The organism is Acinetobacter sp. X9 (assembly GCF_054889255.1).
The window spans coordinates 484,768-500,879 of the sequence record NZ_CM142679.1 but is presented as its reverse complement, the minus strand read 5'-3'; the positions used below and the strand labels follow the sequence as shown (position 1 = coordinate 500,879).

Genomic DNA, 16,112 nt, shown 5'->3' with positions numbered 1-16,112 from the left:
TGAACAATTTATTTCAGACTCAATTTTGCCAATCTGTTAATGAATAAACACGCCTTCGTCAGGTCATGCTTAATACCGTGATACTTAAATCACAGAAGTTAATAAACCAAGATCTAAATCTCTATTTACTAATTTCTGTAATCCGAACTTCTCTTAAGTTCTGGTGGAGACTAGGAGAGTCGAACTCCTGACCTCCTGCGTGCAAAGCAGGCGCTCTACCAACTAAGCTAAGTCCCCAGCTTACATCATCAGTCATGTATCTTTTATCTATAACTTCAACCAGTCAAAGTCATGGTGGGTCTGACAAGACTTGAACTTGTGACCCCACGCTTATCAAGCGTGTGCTCTAACCAACTGAGCTACAGACCCTCAGATACATCTATGAAGAACAACTTGTTGTGGATTCTTACCAATCGTCAATCTTTCGTTAAGGAGGTGATCCAGCCGCAGGTTCCCCTACGGCTACCTTGTTACGACTTCACCCCAGTCATCGGCCACACCGTGGTAACCGCCCTCTTTGCAGTTAGGCTAGCTACTTCTGGTGCAACAAACTCCCATGGTGTGACGGGCGGTGTGTACAAGGCCCGGGAACGTATTCACCGCGGCATTCTGATCCGCGATTACTAGCGATTCCGACTTCATGGAGTCGAGTTGCAGACTCCAATCCGGACTACGATCGGCTTTTTGAGATTAGCATCCTATCGCTAGGTAGCAACCCTTTGTACCGACCATTGTAGCACGTGTGTAGCCCTGGCCGTAAGGGCCATGATGACTTGACGTCGTCCCCGCCTTCCTCCAGTTTGTCACTGGCAGTATCCTTAAAGTTCCCGACATTACTCGCTGGCAAATAAGGAAAAGGGTTGCGCTCGTTGCGGGACTTAACCCAACATCTCACGACACGAGCTGACGACAGCCATGCAGCACCTGTATGTAAGTTCCCGAAGGCACCAATCCATCTCTGGAAAGTTCTTACTATGTCAAGGCCAGGTAAGGTTCTTCGCGTTGCATCGAATTAAACCACATGCTCCACCGCTTGTGCGGGCCCCCGTCAATTCATTTGAGTTTTAGTCTTGCGACCGTACTCCCCAGGCGGTCTACTTATCGCGTTAGCTGCGCCACTAAAGCCTCAAAGGCCCCAACGGCTAGTAGACATCGTTTACGGCATGGACTACCAGGGTATCTAATCCTGTTTGCTCCCCATGCTTTCGCACCTCAGCGTCAGTGTTAGGCCAGATGGCTGCCTTCGCCATCGGTATTCCTCCAGATCTCTACGCATTTCACCGCTACACCTGGAATTCTACCATCCTCTCCCACACTCTAGCTAACCAGTATCGAATGCAATTCCCAAGTTAAGCTCGGGGATTTCACATTTGACTTAATTAGCCGCCTACGCGCGCTTTACGCCCAGTAAATCCGATTAACGCTTGCACCCTCTGTATTACCGCGGCTGCTGGCACAGAGTTAGCCGGTGCTTATTCTGCGAGTAACGTCCACTATCTCTAGGTATTAACTAAAGTAGCCTCCTCCTCGCTTAAAGTGCTTTACAACCATAAGGCCTTCTTCACACACGCGGCATGGCTGGATCAGGCTTGCGCCCATTGTCCAATATTCCCCACTGCTGCCTCCCGTAGGAGTCTGGGCCGTGTCTCAGTCCCAGTGTGGCGGATCATCCTCTCAGACCCGCTACAGATCGTCGCCTTGGTAGGCCTTTACCCCACCAACTAGCTAATCCGACTTAGGCTCATCTATTAGCGCAAGGTCCGAAGATCCCCTGCTTTCTCCCGTAGGACGTATGCGGTATTAGCATTCCTTTCGAAATGTTGTCCCCCACTAATAGGCAGATTCCTAAGCATTACTCACCCGTCCGCCGCTAAGATCAGTAGCAAGCTACCTCTCTCCGCTCGACTTGCATGTGTTAAGCCTGCCGCCAGCGTTCAATCTGAGCCATGATCAAACTCTTCAGTTAAAATCATTTTGTACCTTATTTAAAGACAAGGTACCAATTCTGGCTCATCAATTACTGACTTAAATTTCGCTCAAATAAACTTCGAGTAATTTAAACCAATCAATCAATGAAAATTATTTCGATTAATCAATCAGTAAAAATCCACACAAGTTGTTCTTCAATTCTCTTAATGATCTTCTTCCTGGTTCGTCACCAGCAAGCTAGGTCGGCTATATTACTCTTAATCTCTTAAAAGTCAACAGGTAATTTCGATATTTTTTAAAACTCATTCTCAAAACCAACTCACCATCAAATTCATCACTTAAAGTAATCAACTTAATCACAAGTAACTGTTTTTCAACAAGTTTCTATCTGCATCACCGCCGATGGATGTGCATTATAGATGATTAAGATCCCTTTGCAATACCTTTTTTAATATTAGTGCAACAACAGTTCGCTTTTTAATCAAAAACTAATAAAAATAGTCATTTTTTATATAAACATGGTTGTAAAAGCATCAATTTATCTAAAATTTTCTCGTCTTGATTCTTTTCTTGCCATCTAAGTGGACGACAATCAATATATTCACAGTATCCACCCTCTCCTTGCAGACACTGTTCATTCCAGCTTAATTGATATTGAAAGCTTCCCACATATCCAGCCGCCAACCCAAACTTATAATCACCACGACTTTGTGCATAAAGTTCAAAGATTATTTTTCCATTTTTCTCACATTGCCAAGAAAACTCCCTAGGCAAGTACATCTCTTTACCATTCGGTGTTTTAACCTTTGGATAAACTCTGTGGATATGTAAATTTACATCTTCTGTAAAACTTTCAACAGGCTTTCCAAATTCTTGAATATCTAATCTTGAACATAGGATGATATTCCACTGATTTCTTATTTGTAAGAATGTAAGCTGCGTAGTTTCATTTAAGTTAATAATTTGGCACGTATAGAAACATAAAGATAAGAACGGCAAATGCAAAGCTCGCGCGTGTTTAAATCGCCCCAACCCTTCAATTTGATATTTCTGTCCTTTATAAAAAATTTCACCTTCACATACGCATAGTGTTGACCAATAGTCAGAAACACCCCACTGCAAAGCAGAGGCATTAGATATGTTTTCTGAAATCTGAATCGTAAGATCACATCCCATTTCTGGATCTAATCGCTGAAGGCGAATCATGGGAATTTGCCATTGAATCAGATCAGTTTTATCAAATTGATATAGCGTCGAATCAAACTGACATTGGCGTCGAATAGAATATGTTTTTAAATGTCCCACACTATGTTGGCTATTACTTACAAGCACTGTTGCAGTGTCGATAGCTGAAGTTGTAATGCTGTGGGCGTTATAACACAGAGGAATACGTGGCTGTCCCACTAAACTAATGTAATTAAAATAACGAAGTGGGGTTGGTAAATTTGGAAGGATCAAGCCTTGATAAACAATTTTAAAAAAGCCACGAGAAGGTTGATAAACAACCCCCTCTTTACCATTAGGGCCCAGCTGCTGTAATTGATTAATTTCACTTATCAACTTAGGCATACTGAACCTCTTCTATTTTATGTTTTTAGTGTTTCATTACTCTTGCGTGCAAATAAAGTCGTAACAAAACCAGATAGAGCATAGATAATTGAAACTGTCAAAATGCCCATTGGAATATTATAAGTGATTGCCGCAAAAATCAGTACTACTGGCAACATAACTACAAAAGGAACGCGTTTACGATCCATCTGCTTGAAAGAATAATATTTAATATTGGAAATCATGAGTAATCCCACAATTACCATAAGAACAGCATTAATAGTTTGAATCGCAATATCACGTAAATCAAAAATGAAAGGATAATCGCGAGCAACCCAGACGAGTGAAATAATGATAATAGCAGCGAGTGGACTTGCAATGCCGATAAAATAACGCTTATCAACAACGCCAATTTGCACATTAAAACGCGCTAGTCGGAAGGCTGCGCAGGCTGTATAAACAAAACAACAAGCCAAACCAATACGGCCTAAATCATGCAAACTCCAGCTATACATCAGCATTGCTGGAGCCACACCAAAAGCTAACAAGTCCGAGAGAGAATCATATTGTTCGCCAAAAGCGCTTTGAGCGCCAATTGCTCGAGCAACTCGACCATCTAAGCCATCCAATAGCGCTGCAATAAAAATGGCATAGATCGCTTGATTAAAATCCCCATTCATACTTGCAATGATGGAATAGAAACCGGACAACAGAGCAGCGGTTGTAATTAAGTTAGGCCAAAGATAAATACCTCGGCGCTTCACTTTTTGTCCTTCCGGATTATCTTCTTCTTCAACCACTTCAAATGTAATCCCATCAAATGAATGTTCATTATGAGTTAAATCTTGCTCTGGTTTAGGCGCATTTGTCATTATTTTCTATTCCAAACATGTGCATTGATTTAAGTTAACTGTTACTCACCTACTAACCAGCGAACAGCAGCGTGACCACCAGTTTCTTGCATACGTAGATGCGGGAATAACCACTGTAGTGCTTGGTCTGCTTGTTCTGAGAACTGCCAAGGTGGGTTAATCACTAATAAACCACAACCATTTAGACCTACAGGAGTATCATCTGGCCATACACAAATTTCACAAACTAACTGACGGCGAATACCCGTTTTAAACATTTTCTTTTCAAAACGCTCAATCATCGCTCGGTCTTTAATTGGATACCAAACTGCAAAAACGCCTGTTGGCCATTTTTTATAAGCTTGTTGTAAAAGTTCAACTAATTGCGGAAAGTCTTTACGTTCTAATTCGTAAGGAGGGTCGATCATAACCAGACCGCGCTTTTCTTTTGGCGGAATTACGCCAAGCAAGCCTTCATATGCATCGCGCTCATGTAAACCTGCACGTTTATCACGAATGTTATGACGTAATTGCTGAAATACATCGCGCTGCATTTCAAATATAGTCGCTTTGTCGATTTCACGCATGCCTTGCAGGGCAAACCAAGGAGAACCAGGATAACTACCCTTTCCTTCCTCAGAACGTAATTGTTCGACCAATTTCAAATATTGCTGGATTGCTTCAGGTGCCTGACGCTTTTCCATGTCAGATAGTTGAACTAGACGATGAATGCCTGTGAGAAACTCTCCAGACTTTTGTGCAGGTGCCAGAGATAAATCATATTTGCCTGCCCCTCCATGCGTATCGATATAACGATAAGGTTTATCTTTAGCATTTAAACGGTTGAGCAGCTGTAGCAAAAGCACATGCTTCATAACATCTGCAAAGTTGCCCGCATGGAAATGGTGACGGTAATTCATGTTGACTTTAATTCCTCAATTCAACAAATAGTTTAACATGAAAAAAATATTCTTTCGTAAGGTTGTGATCATCTAAAATAGAGCTGCTTGATATTTTTACGATCTACCTGAGGTTATATGCACTCTCACTCGCTTCCTGATTCATGGAATTTGGATCAAATTTTAGATGATTTAAATACGCATGGCTTTGCCATTATAAATCAGGCCTATCCCGATCAATATCGCGCTCAGGTCGCCAATGAGTGCAGCCATCACATGGATGAATTTAGAGAAGCAGGTATTCAAAACGGCGTAGTTAGTAATATTCGTAGTGACCATATTCTTTGGATTAACGATCAACTTCCTATTGCTCAGCAACATATTGAAACTTTAAGTTTACTTTCACAAAGTTTAAATCAAGCATTCTATTTAGGAATTAAAGAGGTTGAAGCTCATTTTGCCCGTTATAATTTAGGTGAATTCTATGCTTTACACCGAGACAATCCTCAACAAAAAAATGATCGTATGATGTCAACTGTCTATTACTTACATCCAGAATGGCAAGAAGATTGGGGTGGACAATTACGACTACAAGATAAAAACGAGAAATGGCATATTGTTAATCCTGAACCCAATCGCCTAGTAATATTTCAAAGTGATTTATTACATGAAGTATTAACCTCAAAACAACAAAGACTCTCTATTACAGCTTGGCTTCGTAGTGGAAATTCCATTTGGGTTTAAAGGTTACTCTTTAAATTTGATAAATGAACCCGATATAAAAGCTATTGATTAAAAAAGGTGATGGCGTATGTCTATTGAAAGTAAAACAATTGTGAACCGAATTGGTGAAACAGACCAACTTTATTTGACTGAAAATACGCCTGAGCTTGCTTTAGAGCGTGCTGAGTTACGCATGCAACTTGTAGTACTAAGTCGGGTTCGCCAAGAACAACTTCATTTCTTACAAGAAGCTATTGTCTTGCTTGAACAAGCTCGTATGGAATATGAAGAAATGCCATTGAGCTTATATCTTAATTTGTCTTTACACTTAGCCAAAGCATATATGCTTTACTTTGAACTCAATAAAGAAAAACGTTTTGCGTTGATTACTCAACAAATTTTGAAGCCATTAGCACATCATGAACATGCTGATATCTATTTCTTCTTGGCATATGCGTCAGCAGCACGACAAGAGTCAGCATTAACACGACATTGGTTAACTAAATATTTATCAACGTCTACATGTGATCTTGAATTGCTTCATGGCCAACCCGTATTTGACCTTGTACGTCATGAGCCATGGTATAAAGATAAATTAAAAGTAAAGACACATTAAACTCTTCATGTAATAAAGCCTGTTTTACATATTACTTGTAAAACAGGCTTTATTTTTTGAACTTATTTTTTCACACTGTCTTCATGCAGTTGTTCATTAAGCTCATCAATAACCACAATCCACTCATCATCTTTTTCCCAATGACTTTTTAAAAAATCGCTTTGACCTTTTGACCAAAAAGATGCTTCATGTAATTTTTGCTCGGCTGGCAATTGATGTGTTTTGATAAAGTTTTCAATACTTGCTTCATCAGAATCTAAACCCAACTGATCAAATAAAAGCTCTAAAGTCGGTTGCTGTTCAAACATTGTTATTCTCCTATAACTTCTTTTAAATCATCTATTAACTAATCTAACAATAAAACGTTTTTACTTGCATGATAGTGTCTATATTTTCTTGTTGCTTTTTGTGTTTGCTTTTTCAGGATTCAATAAAAAAGCACTCTAAAGAGTGCTTTTTTAACTCATCAAACTGATGAATTATTTTACCATGTCAGCAATTGCTGCACGTTCTTCTTCAAGCTCGTTTAGAGTGAAGTTGATACGCTCACGGCTGAATTCATCAATTTCTAAACCTTGAACGATTTTGTATTCACCGTTTTCAGTTGTAACAGGGAAACCAAACATTACGCCTTCAGGAATACCATAAGAACCATCAGATGGAATACCCATAGTTACCCATTTGCCGTTTGTGCCAAGTGCCCAATCACGCATATGATCAATTGCAGCGTTAGCAGCAGAAGCAGCAGAAGACAAACCACGTGCTTCGATGATCGCAGCACCACGTTTACCAACAGTTGGAAGGAACACATCTTTGTTCCAAGCAGCATCGTTGATTTTGTCTTTTAAGCTTTCGCCATTTGCAGTTGCAAAACGGTAGTCAGCATACATTGTTGGAGAGTGGTTACCCCAAACTGTCATTGTTTCGATATCAGAAACTGCAACGCCAGCTTTTTGAGCAAGTTGAGTTAACGCACGGTTGTGGTCAAGACGCAACATTGCTGTGAAATTTTTCGCAGGAAGATCTGGAGCAGATTTCATTGCGATGTAAGCGTTAGTGTTTGCAGGGTTACCTACAACTAACACTTTAACGTCACGGCTAGCAACTTCGTTTAATGCTTGACCTTGGCCGATGAAAATTTCACCGTTAACTTTCAACAAGTCAGCACGTTCCATACCAGGACCACGTGGACGAGAACCTACCAATAAAGCGTAGTCAGCATCTTTAAATGCAACTTTCGGATCATCAGTCCCGATCATGCCAGCCAATAAAGGGAAAGCACAGTCATCAAGTTCCATCATTACGCCTTTAAGCGCTTGTTGTGCTTTTTCAACTGGAACTTCAAGCAATTGTAAAATAACAGGTTGATCTTTACCTAACATTTCACCGCTTGCGATACGGAATAATAAGCTGTAACCAATTTGACCTGCAGCGCCAGTCACGGCAACACGAACGGGTTGCTTCATGTAATTGTCTCCAATGAGTGTCCTTAATCGGGCTAAATAGGAATTCCATCTAACCAAATCATCATAAACGGCAAAGATTGTACTCTAAAGATTTGGCAGATGCATGTAAAAGCGACCCGTTTTCACCAAAAGTCTGATAGAAAATACAAATTAATCTCTACTAATAGATTCAATGTATGATGAGCATTTCCTTACGAAATGTTCGTAATCTTTAATAACTACCTTTAATCATGATTTCACCAGGGCAATTCGATACGACATGATTTGCACATTGTTTATATTGCCCCTTTACCGTGTAACAAACTTTCACTTCTGTTAAGACCACATCCGAACGCGATAGTTGACAACTAAAACGGATACCATTTTGGGGCAAGCTAGGATTAAGGCGAACAAATTGTTGTCTTAATGCGGATTGTTGCATTTCAACATTTGTTGAACTTGTGAGACTAGCCGGAATTTTTAAACGTTCAGCAAAGTTAATAACCGTACGAAAATATTGGCTCGCATTCATAGGAACACACCCCCCTACATTTTTCCATAACTGCACACGAGCATTATTATCGGGCATAACCCGAGCAACGACTTTAGCTTGTAATGGAGAGAGAGTGGCCGAACTTTCTGTGGAACAATCAGTTTTAGTTGTTTCAGGCATAAGACCTGTAATTGTCAGTGAATATCCTTCAAGACATTTACGTTGTTTTTGTTTAGAGGGATCTAATGCACATGCAGCTGGTGTCATTTGTACATGCATAACATATCCCTGTAAATTAACAGTTTCGGCATGTAAAACGGAACTCATCAATCCTCCCCCTGCACAGATTATCCACCATGCAAGTTGTAAAATTGAACGAAGTTCCAAATATCTATATTTCATTTAATTAAAACTTGAATATGCCAATTAAAAGAAGATCCATCATCAACCACCTTAACGTTAAGGCGACGTACGCATTGGAATGACTTTCATACGTTGCGATAAGGACTGGGCTCCTTGACCCAATATTACGCCGTAATGTGTTGCATTCGTCATAACATGCTTGACATAGTCTCTGGTTTCTAACAATGGAATTGTCTCAGTATATTGGTCAGCCGAAATTGATTGATAGTCCGGTTGCCAACGTCTAGCCCGATTAGGCCCCGCATTATAACCTGCTGTTGCCAAAACAGGGTTATTGCTTAATTGTCCCTGAATCATCGACAAATAAAATGTTCCATATCGAATATTGGTATTCATTTCACTCAATGCAGCGGGATTATAAGTTTCACCCATTTGACGTGCAATCAACTTCGCTGTATCAGGCATAATTTGCATAAGACCACCCGCTCCAACGTGAGAACGTGCAGAAGTAACAAACCGACTTTCTTGACGCATTAAACCATAAGCCCATGCCGGATCAATTCCTGCATTGTAACTATGACTTACGACATTAGTCTTATGGGGAGTCACAAAGCGGTAAGTATCATTGTGCTTATTTGTTGTACGATCTGCTGCATAGATTGCACGGTCATACCATCCCATGTCATGGGCACGCTTTGCTGCAGCTAAAAGTAAACCGTCATCATGCTGAAGATAAGCTTGGCGAACTGCCCAATTCCACTCTCGATTCGTATAAGTTGGATTTGCATTAATACGTCTTAAAGTAAAAGCACGATTAAAGTGAATATTCTGATCTAAACGTCTTAAATCACTTGCTGTCGGCTGATCATCATAAGGTTGATGGTTATAACGCTCACCTAAACGATCTTTTGCTAAAAGATTATGATAGTCATCACCAGCCTGAGCCAGTTTTCTATAAATTTGTTGTGCGGTTGCTTTAGAAGCACTATCGCCACGCTGTTCTGACGCGCGAGCAAGCCAATATTGCCAGCGGTCTTCTTGTTTTTGGGTTACCGTCATACTATCAATAGCGCGAATTAAACTTTCCCACGCACCAAATCTAATCGCCTGACGCGCATAAATTTCGGCTTCTTCCGGACTTAATGGGTAGCCATAACTTGCATCAAAGTATTGTAGAACTTCACGATTAAAATTATTTTTCATTACCGTAGTACCACCAATATAGGCTACCGTACGATATAAATATTTTTGTACATTTTGTGGCGTACCTTGGGCGACACGCTGCACATTTGAAAAAGCATTACTTAAGTCATTATTAGCTAAACGCCCTAACGCAAAAATCAAATAAGCATAATCTGCATCATTTGTCTTAGGCGCACTCCATAAATAATTGAGTGGGTTCGCCTGAATTTGGTTAAGCTGAGCCAAAGACAAATTCAAACCCAAAGTCTGTGCTGTCGCGAGCGCCTGTCCCGACAAACCTGCACGCAATTGTACCCACAGACGCTGTTGTTTATCTTGTGCGCTCATTAAAGGGCTAGATAACATCATGCGCCCTAAACCTAAGCAAGATTCTGGTTGTGATTCAGTTGCTAACCAAACATCTTTATATTCAGCAAAAACTAATGCATCACCACTTTTCGCCCGTACCTGTGCCAAAGCACAATTTTCGGCTTGGTCAGGGTTGGTGACATAAGATAAGACGGGTTGAGCAGATGCAAAGTCAGCTTGTTTAACTTTTTCTTCGACATAATCGGCTGCTAATTTTTCAGCCATTGCTGATTGTGGATAGCGTTGAGCAAAGCTTACGATAGAGGCAGTAGGTTGAAAGCCAAGGTTTGTATTAAGTTTCCAATATTCTGGATAGTATCCCAACACATCATTTTGCATAGCAAGCTGATATTGGTCTAATAACGCGGTATTACCACTATTTGCAGCATTTAGTGCATCATTAAACTGCTCTTCGGCAGCATAGGTAAATGAACAACCAAGTAAACACATAGCTCCTAACCAGCTACGATGCATATATTTATTTTTCATTACACGACTATGGATTGATGAGCTCTTTCTACTTGGTCTCATATATATGCTAAACCTTGACTATTCACCTTCAACGCATAGTTTAATTATTCTTCGTGCTTTCTTTTGTTGTGTTATGTAACTCTATGATTCAACATCATTAAAATTCACCTAATTTACTTCACAAAAACTGTGTCATGTTCTGAAAGTTTACTGTTATCGGTTCAGCTCAAATACTGCTATAATAGATGGTTTGACCCATTTTGGGCCAATTTATTCTTTTTTAGATCGATCTGTTAGGAGCCTGCATGACGGTTCAAACCTTCATTCCCAATGGTGCCAAAGCTGCCTCAGAAAACACTGTTACCCAGCCAACGCACACCACTGATGTTTCAATAAAAAAACTTTATATTGAAACTCAAGGGTGTCAGATGAATGAGTATGACAGTCACCGTATGGCAGACCTTTTAGGAGATTCTCACGGTTACGTTTTGACGACCAACCCTAATGAAGCAGACATTCTGCTCATGAATACGTGTTCTATTCGTGAAAAAGCGCAGGAAAAAGTATTTAGTGAATTAGGTCGCTGGCGCAAACTAAAAGACAAAAATCCTGATCTTGTGATTGGTGTCGGTGGATGTGTTGCGTCTCAAGAAGGTGACAATATTCAAAAACGTGCGCCTTATGTAGACATGATTTTTGGCCCACAAACATTACACCGTTTACCGCAAATGCTTGATCAACATAATGCTCAAGTAGAAAAACCTAAAAAAGATAAAATCAAACTGGTTGATATTTCTTTCCCAGATATTGAAAAATTCGACTTTTTACCCGAACCACGTGTAGAAGGCTTTAAAGCTTTCGTTTCTATTATGGAAGGCTGCTCTAAATACTGTTCTTTCTGTGTAGTTCCTTACACACGTGGTGAAGAAGTTTCTCGTCCATTAGATGATGTACTTGCAGAAATTGCAGGTCTTGCAGAAAAAGGTGTCCGTGAAATTTCACTTCTGGGTCAGAATGTAAATGGATATCGCGGAGAAACCTTCGAAGGTGGCATCTGTACCTTCCCTGAATTGTTACGACTCGTTGCAGAAATTCCGGGTATCGGCCGTTTACGTTATACAACATCGCATCCACTTGAGTTCTCTGATGAGTTAATTCAGTGTTATGAAGATTTGCCTCAAATGGTGTCGCATTTACACTTACCTGTTCAAAGTGGATCAAATGATGTTTTACAGGCAATGAAGCGAAATCATACGATTGATGTTTATATCGACAAGATTGCCAAATTAAGAAAAATACGTCCTGATATGCACTTATCGAGTGACTTTATTATTGGTTTCCCTGGTGAAACTGATGAAAACTTCGCCGAAACACTTCAATTTATCAAAGACTTAGATTTTGATCATTCATATAGCTTTGTTTATTCAAAACGTCCGGGTACACCTGCATCAGACTTGCCTGATACTACGCCTGAGCACGTTAAGAAAGAGCGTTTAGCTCAAGTTCAGAAAGTGATTAAACAGTCTAGCATTGAAAAAACTGATGCAATGCTTGGCAAAATTGAACGTGTTCTTATTGAAAAAGTTTCGGACCAAGACCCTAATATTTTACTAGGCACAGCCGATAATACACGTCTAGTCACTTTTGTCGGTGATGCTTCTTGGGTAGGTCGTTTTGCAGAGATCGAGATTACTGAAATTAAAACTTTAAATTTAGTTTACGGTGAGCTCTTGAATCTTGAGCCTGACGTGGCGTAATGTAGAGGTATTCTAAAGTCTACTGAAAGGTTTTCTCTTGACTGCAGCGATTCGACGTACCGTAACATTTCCTGAAGTTTCAATGGAACGTTTAAAGAGCATCTTGGGTGCCTATAATGGGCACCTTAAGCAAATTGAACAGCGTTTAGATGTCAAAATTACTCATCGTGGAGATGTTTTTCATATCGATGGTGAGATTGATGCTGTTGGGAGAGCCGAAGCATTATTGCAACGACTCTATGAAGAGTCTGAAGCATCCCAGCAAATTAGTGCCGATCTATTACATCTGTTAATTCAATCCTCTCAAACTGAACGTAATTTCGAGTTAGTTGGAGAAGAGATGGATGAACATGATGCACCAATGGATGTCTACTTCCAGACTCGAAAAGGGCGTATTAACCCACGTGGTGCCAATCAAAAACGCTACGTACAGCGTATTTTACAAAGCGATATTTCTTTTGGTGTTGGCCCTGCGGGTACAGGTAAAACCTATTTAGCAGTTGCCGCCGCAGTAGATATGCTGGAACGTAATGAAATCCAACGGATTTTACTTGTACGTCCTGCTGTAGAAGCTGGGGAAAAGTTAGGTTTTCTACCAGGTGATTTAACTCAGAAAATCGACCCATACCTACGCCCTCTTTACGATGCTCTTTACGAAATGCTCGGCTTTGAAAAAGTTGCCAAGTTAATCGAGCGTCAAGTGATTGAAGTTGCACCTCTTGCATATATGCGTGGTCGTACACTTAACCATTCATTTGTAATTTTGGATGAGGCTCAAAACACAACGCCTGAACAAATGAAAATGTTCTTGACCCGTTTAGGTTTTGGTTCTCGTGCAGTGATTACAGGTGACATTACCCAAGTAGATTTACCTCGAGGCCAACAATCTGGTTTAGCACATGCACTACGTGTACTCGAGAATATTAAAGAAATTCATATTACCCGTTTCCATTCCCGTGACGTTGTACGTCATCAACTTGTTCAAAAAATTGTTGAAGCGTATGAAGGATGGGATGGTGAACAACAGCGTCTTAATGCTGAAGCACGTGCTGAACGCAAAGCACGTCAAGAAGCATTAGTTGCTGAAAACGATACAGCAGCAGACTTGCAACATCAGGATGCGTAAGGATTCATTTTGAAAATCAGTTTAAGTTTACAACAAGACTTTCAATCACCTGAGTTAGAGCTCAAACGAGCTCAACTCAAAAAAATTATTGAGACAACTTTACGCCACGTTGATTATAAAGAAGATTGTGAAATTGGGGTTGCTTGCGTTGATCTGGACGAAAGTCAGCAACTCAACTTGCAGTACCGAGAAAAAGATAAACCAACTAATGTTTTATCTTTTCCAAGTGATATTCCAGAAGAAGTTCTACCAATGCTAGATGCCTTACCTCTAGGTGATTTAGTTATTTGTATTCCGGTGGTATTACAAGAAGCATTAGAGCAGAAAAAAACTGCCCAAAACCATTTTGCACATCTGTTAGTTCATGGTGTTTTACATTTACTCGGTTATGACCACGAAACTAGTGATGAAGATGCTGAAGAGATGGAAGGCTTAGAAATTGAAATTTTAGCAAAACTCAATATTTCAAATCCTTATCAGGAATAATGCGATGACTCTTAAAATGTGGATATCCTAAAAGTTATCCACATTTTTTTAATTAGTGAACCTCAAATTCAGCTTCCGCTGGATCAAAACGCCAAGTACGAACAATACGTAACTCCGAAATATCTTTCATATTGGCATCAAAATGCCCAAATGGCGCACCGCGACGTACTGAAGACTTTGCAGCCTCATCAAGTATTGAATGCCCTGAGCTTTCAAGCAAACGAATTGCACGAATTCCGCCTTGAGCGTTCAAAATCACCATTAAACGAACTTCACCTTTGAGCTGCTGCTGTTTCGCTTCTTCTGGATAATAGCGATTACCGTAAAGCTCTACTTTTTCACGAAACTTATCTAAATAAGCAGCCGAGGCATCTTTCTTCGCTTGAATTCCATCTACTGTTTTTATTTTTTGCTGGCGACTAAAATCTTGTCTACGTTGTAAATATTGTGCTTCAAGGCTTGCAACCATCGCAGCTTTTGCTTGAAATTGACTTTGTAATTGTTCTAATTCCTTTTTCCTTTGACTTGCATCAGCTTGTTTCTGCCAACTTAAAACCGTCATTAAAACTTTTTCTTCAAATTTAAGCTCTCGTTGTTGCTGAATCTTTTGCAAAGTTTCTAACTCTGCATTCCCCGTTGAAGCATCATTAAGCATCGGATTTGGAGTATCACTAGAAGTCCGGTGAGCCTCACGAAATGCACCTGAACCCTGCTGGTCTGCTTGTGCCAAAAAATCTGCCTGAACAACTGGCTCATTGGTTGGTCGAATTGAAATTGCAATTTCTTTAGTAGACTGCTCTGATGGGCTAGGCATAGCAAAGTTAATGAGCAATACAAGAATATGCAGTAAGATTGCTAATATTGTTGCAGCAATAAAGACTTGGTCTTTCCACCAATAATGAAAAGACTCTATAGATAGACTTCTTTTGTTCAACATAATCTTAAAAGCATATAAATGCCTTTTCCCCACGGTTTAATACCGAATAAAACATAAACTGATATTCAAATCTGGATAAAAGTGTGATTCACTTCAAATATAGGATTTTATCCATTTTCATTTTGTCAAAATGTATCAATTAAATTTGTTACACTGCAAGATCAAAACCCGTTTTTTATCATAATAAAGATTGTGTGGGCTCTTTAGTAAATTATCTTCTGGAAGTTCTTTTATGCAAACGCTATTTTCCTCATTAGTCAGACGTCTTCAAAAAGTCTATAAAAAAGCAGAAGCATTCATTGAGGAAGAAAGAGATTTTACATTATCGCAAACCTTTCTGAATGCCACTTTGCAACGTTATGTCACCAATAATGTTGAATTTTTAGATGACCTACATGCAGATCTTTATCATGACTGGTTAAGATTATATGCAACCATGCATGTAAAAGGTTTAGAAACCACACTATCGGTTGATTTAAAATTGATCCAGATGGAATTTAATAAAGAACAACAACTTTTAGTTTTTGAACAAATTAGCAATACACAAATTATTGAAGCGAAATATAAAAACTTTTGGCAAAAGATCGCCGTAAAAGCCGCAGTTTTTTACTACCATAAAATTTTGAAAAAAGATCCTTTGGGAATGATTCTTGAACGTTTTAATGTAGCAGAAGAACGCGATGAACTCATTTTTCTTGATCTCAACCGTTGGTTTGGCAAAAAAGCCAGCATCATCGAGACGTTAGGCAAAGTACATATAAATTACGCACGAGTTCGTGAAGCTGAGTTAGTTGTATTTGGAAACGTGAATTTAGCAGCCTTACTTTCTCGTGATCAGGACGACGATTTTGAAGAAGAATTCGCAGATTCTGAAATAACGCCAATTCAGCAAAAAGATGAATAAACGGTTTATAAAT

The 16,112-nt window shown here is 39.7% G+C and carries 13 protein-coding genes, 2 tRNA genes, 1 rRNA gene and 1 pseudogene; 6 read left to right on the top strand and 11 right to left on the bottom strand.

All coding sequences use genetic code 11. The features are described from left to right. Positions 1–161 precede the first annotated feature (161 nt). The 6 genes and pseudogenes from ACYU0V_RS02505 to ACYU0V_RS02480 all read right to left on the bottom strand — a co-directional run bounded on the left by ACYU0V_RS02505 (position 162) and on the right by ACYU0V_RS02480 (position 5,248). Positions 162–237, bottom strand: a tRNA-Ala gene (locus ACYU0V_RS02505). Positions 238–292: 55 nt separating this feature from the next. After that, positions 293–369: transfer RNA gene (locus ACYU0V_RS02500), tRNA-Ile, on the bottom strand. 59 nt (positions 370–428) lie between these two features. Continuing rightward, positions 429–1,966 (bottom strand): 16S ribosomal RNA (locus ACYU0V_RS02495). A 444-nt stretch (positions 1,967–2,410) separates the two neighbouring features. Further along, a pseudogene (locus ACYU0V_RS02490) lies at positions 2,411–3,498 on the bottom strand (DUF6670 family protein). Between the two features lie 17 nt (positions 3,499–3,515). Then, positions 3,516–4,349: a CDP-diacylglycerol--serine O-phosphatidyltransferase gene (gene pssA, locus ACYU0V_RS02485; protein WP_002119541.1), complete on the bottom strand. Its 834-nt coding sequence runs from the start codon at positions 4,347–4,349 to the stop codon at positions 3,516–3,518. A 41-nt stretch (positions 4,350–4,390) separates the two neighbouring features. After that, the gene (locus tag ACYU0V_RS02480) at positions 4,391–5,248 is read right to left on the bottom strand and encodes a 23S rRNA (adenine(2030)-N(6))-methyltransferase RlmJ (protein ID WP_016143005.1); all 858 of its coding nucleotides are present in this window, start codon (positions 5,246–5,248) and stop codon (positions 4,391–4,393) included. Positions 5,249–5,365: 117 nt separating this feature from the next. Between ACYU0V_RS02480 and ACYU0V_RS02475 the strand changes: the two genes are divergently transcribed. Together ACYU0V_RS02475 and ACYU0V_RS02470 are read left to right on the top strand one after the other, a co-directional pair. Next, entirely contained in the window at positions 5,366–5,971 is a 606-nt protein-coding gene (locus tag ACYU0V_RS02475; RefSeq protein ID WP_461848905.1) for a 2OG-Fe(II) oxygenase, read from the top strand. 67 nt (positions 5,972–6,038) lie between these two features. Further along, positions 6,039–6,566: a hypothetical protein gene (locus tag ACYU0V_RS02470; protein WP_002119538.1), complete on the top strand. Its 528-nt coding sequence runs from the start codon at positions 6,039–6,041 to the stop codon at positions 6,564–6,566. A 62-nt stretch (positions 6,567–6,628) separates the two neighbouring features. Here ACYU0V_RS02470 and ACYU0V_RS02465 read toward each other — a convergent pair whose 3' ends face one another. The 4 genes from ACYU0V_RS02465 to ACYU0V_RS02450 form a co-directional block, all read right to left on the bottom strand. After that, complete coding sequence (locus ACYU0V_RS02465; RefSeq protein ID WP_002119522.1) at positions 6,629–6,874, bottom strand: DUF2789 family protein; 246 nt, start codon at positions 6,872–6,874, stop codon at positions 6,629–6,631. A gap of 171 nt (positions 6,875–7,045) precedes the next feature. Next, positions 7,046–8,032, bottom strand: coding sequence for a malate dehydrogenase (locus ACYU0V_RS02460; protein ID WP_461848903.1), 987 nt, complete (start codon positions 8,030–8,032; stop codon positions 7,046–7,048). 211 nt (positions 8,033–8,243) lie between these two features. Continuing rightward, complete coding sequence (locus ACYU0V_RS02455) at positions 8,244–8,906, bottom strand: ribonuclease T2 family protein (RefSeq protein WP_086265333.1); 663 nt, start codon at positions 8,904–8,906, stop codon at positions 8,244–8,246. A gap of 57 nt (positions 8,907–8,963) precedes the next feature. Then, the gene (locus ACYU0V_RS02450; protein WP_461848902.1) at positions 8,964–10,907 is read right to left on the bottom strand and encodes a lytic transglycosylase domain-containing protein; all 1,944 of its coding nucleotides are present in this window, start codon (positions 10,905–10,907) and stop codon (positions 8,964–8,966) included. A gap of 287 nt (positions 10,908–11,194) precedes the next feature. Here ACYU0V_RS02450 and miaB point away from each other — a divergent pair, with 287 nt between their 5' ends. From miaB to ybeY, 3 genes are read left to right on the top strand one after another with little or no spacing between them, the layout of a single operon-like run. Further along, positions 11,195–12,646 carry a tRNA (N6-isopentenyl adenosine(37)-C2)-methylthiotransferase MiaB gene (miaB, locus tag ACYU0V_RS02445; RefSeq protein WP_002119558.1) on the top strand — a complete coding sequence of 484 codons (1,452 nt, stop codon included), beginning with the start codon at positions 11,195–11,197 and terminating at the stop codon, positions 12,644–12,646. Positions 12,647–12,683: 37 nt separating this feature from the next. Continuing rightward, complete coding sequence (locus ACYU0V_RS02440) at positions 12,684–13,772, top strand: PhoH family protein (protein ID WP_199964081.1); 1,089 nt, start codon at positions 12,684–12,686, stop codon at positions 13,770–13,772. A gap of 9 nt (positions 13,773–13,781) precedes the next feature. Continuing rightward, a complete protein-coding gene (gene ybeY / locus ACYU0V_RS02435; RefSeq protein WP_461848900.1) occupies positions 13,782–14,258 on the top strand; it encodes an rRNA maturation RNase YbeY in 477 nt (158 codons plus the stop codon). A gap of 52 nt (positions 14,259–14,310) precedes the next feature. Here ybeY and ACYU0V_RS02430 read toward each other — a convergent pair whose 3' ends face one another. Further along, positions 14,311–15,195, bottom strand: a complete 885-nt coding sequence (locus ACYU0V_RS02430; RefSeq protein WP_086399111.1) for an energy transducer TonB — start codon at positions 15,193–15,195, stop codon at positions 14,311–14,313. Between the two features lie 232 nt (positions 15,196–15,427). Between ACYU0V_RS02430 and ACYU0V_RS02425 the strand changes: the two genes are divergently transcribed. Next, positions 15,428–16,099, top strand: a complete 672-nt coding sequence (locus ACYU0V_RS02425; protein ID WP_002119526.1) for a hypothetical protein — start codon at positions 15,428–15,430, stop codon at positions 16,097–16,099. Positions 16,100–16,112: the final 13 nt, after the last annotated feature.

What these genes read in the sequence shown, in the direction of transcription:
- ACYU0V_RS02470 (WP_002119538.1), top strand. Translation starts at nt 6,039, where the DNA reads ATGTCTATTGAAAGTAAAACAATTGTGAACCGAATTGGTGAAACAGAC.
- ACYU0V_RS02475 (WP_461848905.1), top strand. Translation starts at nt 5,366, where the DNA reads ATGCACTCTCACTCGCTTCCTGATTCATGGAATTTGGATCAAATTTTA.
- ACYU0V_RS02450 (WP_461848902.1), bottom strand. Translation starts at nt 10,907, where the DNA reads ATGAAAAATAAATATATGCATCGTAGCTGGTTAGGAGCTATGTGTTTA.
- ACYU0V_RS02480 (WP_016143005.1), bottom strand. Translation starts at nt 5,248, where the DNA reads ATGAATTACCGTCACCATTTCCATGCGGGCAACTTTGCAGATGTTATG.
- ACYU0V_RS02465 (WP_002119522.1), bottom strand. Translation starts at nt 6,874, where the DNA reads ATGTTTGAACAGCAACCGACTTTAGAGCTTTTATTTGATCAGTTGGGT.
- ACYU0V_RS02460 (WP_461848903.1), bottom strand. Translation starts at nt 8,032, where the DNA reads ATGAAGCAACCCGTTCGTGTTGCCGTGACTGGCGCTGCAGGTCAAATT.
- ACYU0V_RS02430 (WP_086399111.1), bottom strand. Translation starts at nt 15,195, where the DNA reads ATGTTGAACAAAAGAAGTCTATCTATAGAGTCTTTTCATTATTGGTGG.
- pssA (WP_002119541.1), bottom strand. Translation starts at nt 4,349, where the DNA reads ATGACAAATGCGCCTAAACCAGAGCAAGATTTAACTCATAATGAACAT.
- miaB (WP_002119558.1), top strand. Translation starts at nt 11,195, where the DNA reads ATGACGGTTCAAACCTTCATTCCCAATGGTGCCAAAGCTGCCTCAGAA.
- ACYU0V_RS02425 (WP_002119526.1), top strand. Translation starts at nt 15,428, where the DNA reads ATGCAAACGCTATTTTCCTCATTAGTCAGACGTCTTCAAAAAGTCTAT.
- ACYU0V_RS02455 (WP_086265333.1), bottom strand. Translation starts at nt 8,906, where the DNA reads ATGAAATATAGATATTTGGAACTTCGTTCAATTTTACAACTTGCATGG.